We start from the raw sequence: 5804 nt of genomic DNA on the forward strand, positions 1-5804 counted from the left end.
CGGCGGCCGCCTCGGCGGATTGGACGGCGGCTTCCGTTTCCTGAATTTCTTCGGGCCGCGAGCCGTTATGCATTTTGTCGACAACCGCCTGCTGCTGGGCAAGCTGGGTTTTGCACCGGGCGATTGATAATTCAAGAGGGACGGTATTAAGTACGGCCAGTACATCGCCTTTATGGATGATGTCGCCTTCTTCCGCGTTCATTTGCGAGATGCGTTCGCTGGAATTGAACGATAACGATACTTCGCGGACATCAACGTTGCCGTATAGTGTAAGCGTTGTATTTACCGGACGGAGGAAATATATCCCGGCTCCCGTTACTATCGCAATAAAAAATATCAGTATCAGAAACTGCTTTTTATATTGTTTCAGCTTTGATATCATGAGGTTTCCTCCGTTCTTATGAGCAATATATTATATTCGATTATATAATAGATAAATTTAAATTACAATTTAAATTTAATATTCGGGTCAAACCGATATGCGTTGCTTTTGTTTTCGGCGATTGATAAAGTTACATATTCATGATAAAATATCATAAATAATATTATTAAAACATATAAAAGGAGGCGTTCTGTCATGGATAACAGATTATGGTCTATTCTGGATGAGTTGAAATCTGAACAGTACGAATGGGTAGATTTAAGCCATGGGTTAAATAATGAGAGCCCGTGCTGGTCCGGAATCCCCGCAGGCTCCGTCGAGCTTTGCAGGACTGTATTTGACTGGGGTAATCCCATTGTGGAATGCCTCATTCAGACCTTTAAATTTCCCGGCCAGTTCGGTACGCATATTGATTTTCCCGGTCATTTCGTCAAAGGCAAAGCGCTTTCGGAAGAGTACGGTGTAAAACATATGATCTATCCGATGGTCGTAGTGGATGTCAGTGACAAGGTAGCGGCCGATGTCCAATATGCAGTAACGGCGGAGGATATTAAGGCCCATGAGGAAAAGTACGGGGAAATTCCGGAGGGAGCCTTTGTAGCCTTATATAACGGCTGGGCAAAAAACTGGCCGGATCGGGATAAGATTTCAGGCATCGCGCCGGACGGTACGGAACATGCGCCGGGCTGGTCGCTGGAAGCCCTGAAATATATCTATGAAGTGCGCAATGCCGCGGCAAACGGCCATGAAACGCTGGATACGGACGCATCTGCAGTAGCTGCCGAAGCAGGGGATCTCATCTGTGAGCGCTATGTCTTGCGCAGCGGGAAGGTACAGCTTGAGGTATTGAATAATTTGGACAGGATTGCTCCGACGGGGGCGCTGCTTTTTGCGGCGTGGCCGAATATTGAAGGCGCAACCGGTCTGCCCGTGCGTGCACTGGCTATTACGCCGCGGAAAAAGTAAACACGGCAACAGAAAGGGATGCTCTGTGCATGATTTGCACGGCATCCCTTTTTGTCGGAACGGTAAATCGGTTTCTTCGTTTTGCGCCTGCCTTATTTTTTCCCTGTCAACAGAGCGGAAGAGCTTAACTGCAGGAGCATTGCTTCCCGCCGTTTCATAAAAAGCCCGTCCGCAGTATGGCGGATTTCCACGTGCTCATAGCCGGTCCTGCGCAGGTCTTCCATAAACTGCTCCATATCTCCGTAGCAATGTTTTGACATGAGATCATGAATCACGAAGGTACCGCCTTTTTTCAGGACACGCAGTGTTTCTTTTAACAGGTCCTGTTTATTTGCGCCGAAAATATTATGGTATACGTAATTACTTACTACCACATCAAAAGTTTCGTCGGGGAAGGGAAGATTTCTGGCATCGCCCTGCTGAAAGCGGATGTTGTCCGTGCCTTCGGAACGGGCGTTTTGCTCACACAGGGCTTGAGAAAATGAGCCGCCGTACTGCCAGTTCCATACATCGACGCCGACCAGTCGTGCCTGTGGATTTTTTAGCGCAGGCAACGGTTAACGCTCCGCTGCCGCAGCCTACGTCAAGGCATGTTCCGCCGGCGGGGATTTGTACATATGCGGCAATTCCTTCGACAATGCGTTTCATCAGCTGCCGGCCGCCGTGATAGGAAAATGCACGGCGGGCCAGTACGGACCAGATGAGGACCGCACCTGAAAGAAAGCAGAGAATGCTGCAAATCCCTGCGGCCCAATACAGATATGCACCGGACAATACGGCGCCGGTACATAAGTATAAGAGGACGCCGAACAGGATGATTGTACTCAGAAGCGGGATTATGATAAAGTTCACGGGGATCCAGCTTTTATAATCGGGACGCATGTCAGTTCACCCTCCTTTACGTGGGAACGGCTTGATATACACGGCAGGGTCTGCTGTTTAAATTATATACCAGGATATTAATAAATGGAAATCAATATCATTTATGATAGTGTATTGCCGGAGTGGGGAAAGTAATACAAAACTCCCTGCGATAATCTTTAAAGACCGTATCGCAGGGAGTTTATCTTATTGCCGGCTGCAGCCGCAGCGGCTGTTTTTTTCCGGGGCTGTGCAATATCCTGTATCGTCACATTGGCTGTACGGATTTCTGCCGTCACGGCGGATCCCGTCTGCACAGGTCCCGTAAGGTCTGTTTTTGTCGGCAGTGAAATAACTGAAGGCGGTGAATGTGCCTGCAGAGCCGATTATAGATATACATATGATTGTCAATATAACGGCGGCGCTTTTCATCATTTTCTCCTTAACGGCCGGGCCGGCCCGTTTATTTACAATTATACCATAAGAATGTAGAATGCAAATAAACTTACTATCGAAGATCATGACAGGAGGGACGGAAGATGAAAAAGAAGATTATATCGGCTTGTGTATGGGGATGTCTTGTATGGGGTACGGTTGCCTTTGCGGCTGACAGCGCCGGCACGGATTTGTCCGCGTTGCCGCAGGTATATCAAAGGGAGCGGCTTATCACTCTCAATAAGCAGAATGTTGCCGACGGGAACGGGACGCTGTACGGTAAATTTTCCTTTACACGTGATACGGCTGTACCGGAACAGGCTATTAAGGAAATCGGCTGGATGACATTATACCGGGGTGATTCTGTCGGCCTTCATCCGCACAGTATAAATGAAGATGCCTATATCATTGTTTCCGGGGAGGGTATTTTCACGGACGGCAGCGGTACGGATACGGTTGTTCGTGCAGGCGATATTACCATAGCCCGTCCCGGTCAGAAACACGGGCTCCGCAATGAAAAGGCGGAACCCCTTGTATTCCTCGATATCATTGCTCAGAACGATACATATCGTCAGAACCGTCCGCAGCCGGAAAAAAAGTAAGGAACGGAGGCTGGCGGCGGTACGGACGGGAATGAAGCGGCGGTTATCCCGGAAGTGAGGCTTTATTTTCCGTCCGGAACCGCCGTTTCTCCGGCTTTTTGAGTGTTTCGACGGGGGACTCCATGATAACAGGCTTTTCGCCTTTATCTAGTTTTTAGTTCCTGCGTCGGATTATAATAACGCCTTCAATGCAGTCAGCCCGTTTTCCAACACGGTCTTATCTGGCGGTGAGGATATGGAGATTCTGACAGCCCTCGGAGGTGTAGTTTTTCCTATTGCAAAACGATCTGCACAGAAAATTTGTACGCCTTTTTTTCGGGCTTCTATTTCAAAATCCTGGCCGCTCCACCCGGATGGTAAAAGCAGCCAACGGAAATTGCAAGTAGCCTCGCCGTATATATCGTATCCTTGGAGAATTGAGTTTACCAATGCATTGCGGTTGATTAACTCCTGTTTTTTCTCGGCAATCAATTCTTGTAGTAATGCGGAATTAAATATGCGGTTCACTATTTCCAGATTTAAAGGCGATACCATAAGGTTCATATTGTAGAGCGCGTTTTCAAGTGATTGATGATATTGATCCGGAACTACAATATAAGCCACGCGCAGACCTGCACACAAAAATTTCGATGTGCTGAAAATATAAACAGTATTGTTTGGCGCATATGAAAAAATAGGCGGAATATTTTGGCCGGCAAACATATGGTTGATTGCGTCTTCGATCACGATAATATTATTTTTGACAACAATTTCCGCGATAAATTTCCGCTCATCCGCTTTCATCGTATATGTTGTAGGGTTGTGATGGTCCGGAATAAAATACAAACCCTTCAAATTCTCGGCTCTGCAGAATTGTTCCATCCTTTCCCAATCTATATGCCCCCGTTTTTCCGGCAACGGGATTAATTGGATGCCTATCGTTTTGACAACAGCTTTCAGACCGGAAAAGCTTAATGCGTTGACTCCTATACGATCACCCGGGCGAAACAGTCCTAAGATAGTTGCACATATGGCATTTTGCCCTCCGGCAGCAAACAAAATATTTTCGGGGGCGGCGCTGATATTTACTGTATGAGCCCATGTCGAAAAATTCTTTCTTTGCACATAAGTACCCGTGGGAGATCTATATTCTAAAAAATGTTGAATGTCCGGCTGAGATAAAAGCTCCTTTATAAATTCAATCACTTTTACGTTTCCGTTGTAGGGAGGAAGCACTGTACCTAACTGAATAACGTTCACTTCTTCATTTGAATAGAGCAGCGTGTCACTTGTGTTTACGTCAGAAGATATAAATGTCCCCTGTCCTACTTTTGCACAGATTAAACCTTGTTCTTCACACAATTTATATGCTCTGGTAACGGTACTCAAATGTACATCTAAATAATCGGCAAGTTCTCGCTGTGGCGGGAGCTTGTCACCGGGTTTCAGCAGGCCGTTACGAATATCGCCTGCAAGTTGCTCTGCCAGTTGAGTATAAATAGCCCCTTTGCGATCTGTAATAACGGGTTTCCAACTCATTGGATAGTTTTCAAAAGAATTTATCGGCATAATTGAATCTCCTCTGTAATATTGTCCTCCGTACAATTATATTATTGTCCTGACAACATGGCAATGATACAATACCGGCAGAGGTGATTATATGAAAACAATAGGATTGATTGGCGGTATGAGCTGGGAAAGTACGGTAACATACTATCAGGTGATTAATGAAACTGTAAAAAAAGAACTTGGCGGGTTACATTCTGCTAAATGTATCTTGTATAGTGTTGATTTTGATGAAATTGAAAAATATCAATCCGCCGGGGAATGGAATAAAAGTGCGGAAGTTCTTGCTCAGGCTGCGAGCGCTTTGGAAAGAGCGGGAGCCGATTTTATCGTAATATGCACCAATACTATGCATAAAGTGGCGCCGGAAATAAGCAGGAAGATCACTGTGCCGCTCTTACATATTGCTGATATGACGGCCATTGAACTGAAAAAATCAAATATCAAAAAAGTAGGGCTATTGGGTACAAAATATACGATGCAGCAAGCATTTTATAAAAATGTTTTGCAGGCTAACGGCATAGAGGTCATAGTGCCCGACGATGCGGGGATTGAAGTTGTGAACAGCATAATCTATGATGAACTGTGCATAGGTAAAATATCAGCGCAATCGAAAGCCGCATACTTGCGTATCATTTCAGAACTGTCAAATAAGGGGGCGCAGGGTATCATTTTGGGTTGCACGGAGATCGGCCTTCTGGTCAAACAGAGTGATACAACGGTTCCTCTTTTTGACACTGCACTGATTCATGCTCAAAATGCGGCGTTAAAATCTATTGAGCAATAAGAAAAATGATTCAGAAGAACGGTTGTATTGTCCGAGTTGTCTTGATAAGATCCGGCTTCCGATCAGTATAATACCTTTATAAAAATTTCCGTTATTCCGCTCCCCATGCAACTATGGAACAATAATTTTATAAATACATATAATTTAGAATCGTTCGTTTTCTTGCATGTAAGTACAATAAGGCCGTAACAAGGTTTGAAAGAAGCGGTGATTATGGCGGACGGCA

The 5804-nt window shown here is 45.5% G+C and carries 7 protein-coding genes and 1 pseudogene; 4 read left to right on the forward strand and 4 right to left on the reverse strand.

Going from position 1 to position 5804, the window contains the following annotated elements; translation table 11 throughout:
* Positions 1-382 (reverse strand): annotated as a pseudogene (locus tag HMPREF0080_RS03275) (hypothetical protein); the annotation flags it as partial.
* Between the two features lie 195 nt (positions 383-577).
* Between HMPREF0080_RS03275 and HMPREF0080_RS03280 the strand changes: the two are divergent.
* The gene (locus HMPREF0080_RS03280) at positions 578-1348 is read left to right on the forward strand and encodes a cyclase family protein (protein ID WP_006789781.1); all 771 of its coding nucleotides are present in this window, start codon (positions 578-580) and stop codon (positions 1346-1348) included.
* Positions 1349-1440: 92 nt separating this feature from the next.
* Here HMPREF0080_RS03280 and HMPREF0080_RS10190 read toward each other — a convergent pair whose 3' ends face one another.
* Positions 1441-1902 (reverse strand): class I SAM-dependent methyltransferase, encoded by a 462-nt coding sequence (locus HMPREF0080_RS10190; protein WP_006789782.1) that lies wholly within the window; start codon positions 1900-1902, stop codon positions 1441-1443.
* Positions 1811-2230, reverse strand: coding sequence for a hypothetical protein (locus HMPREF0080_RS10195; RefSeq protein WP_006789783.1), 420 nt, complete (start codon positions 2228-2230; stop codon positions 1811-1813). Before HMPREF0080_RS10195 ends, HMPREF0080_RS10190 begins: the two co-directional genes overlap by 92 nt.
* A gap of 189 nt (positions 2231-2419) precedes the next feature.
* On the opposite strand from HMPREF0080_RS10195, the gene HMPREF0080_RS03290 reads away from it, so the two are divergent.
* On the forward strand, positions 2420-2701 hold the full coding sequence (locus HMPREF0080_RS03290; protein ID WP_040347070.1) for a hypothetical protein: 282 nt from the start codon (positions 2420-2422) through the stop codon (positions 2699-2701).
* A 47-nt stretch (positions 2702-2748) separates the two neighbouring features.
* Positions 2749-3246 (forward strand): cupin domain-containing protein, encoded by a 498-nt coding sequence (locus tag HMPREF0080_RS03295; RefSeq protein ID WP_006789786.1) that lies wholly within the window; start codon positions 2749-2751, stop codon positions 3244-3246.
* Between the two features lie 171 nt (positions 3247-3417).
* On the opposite strand, the gene HMPREF0080_RS03300 is transcribed toward HMPREF0080_RS03295, so the two are convergent.
* On the reverse strand, positions 3418-4794 hold the full coding sequence (locus tag HMPREF0080_RS03300) for an aminotransferase-like domain-containing protein (protein WP_006789787.1): 1377 nt from the start codon (positions 4792-4794) through the stop codon (positions 3418-3420).
* A 91-nt stretch (positions 4795-4885) separates the two neighbouring features.
* Between HMPREF0080_RS03300 and HMPREF0080_RS03305 the strand changes: the two genes are divergently transcribed.
* Positions 4886-5578 carry an aspartate/glutamate racemase family protein gene (locus HMPREF0080_RS03305; RefSeq protein WP_006789788.1) on the forward strand — a complete coding sequence of 231 codons (693 nt, stop codon included), beginning with the start codon at positions 4886-4888 and terminating at the stop codon, positions 5576-5578.
* The last annotated feature ends 226 nt before the right edge of the window (positions 5579-5804 follow it).

The sequence above is a fragment of the Megasphaera geminata F0357 genome, assembly GCF_000239275.1.
GTDB lineage: Bacteria > Bacillota > Negativicutes > Veillonellales > Megasphaeraceae > Megasphaera > Megasphaera geminata.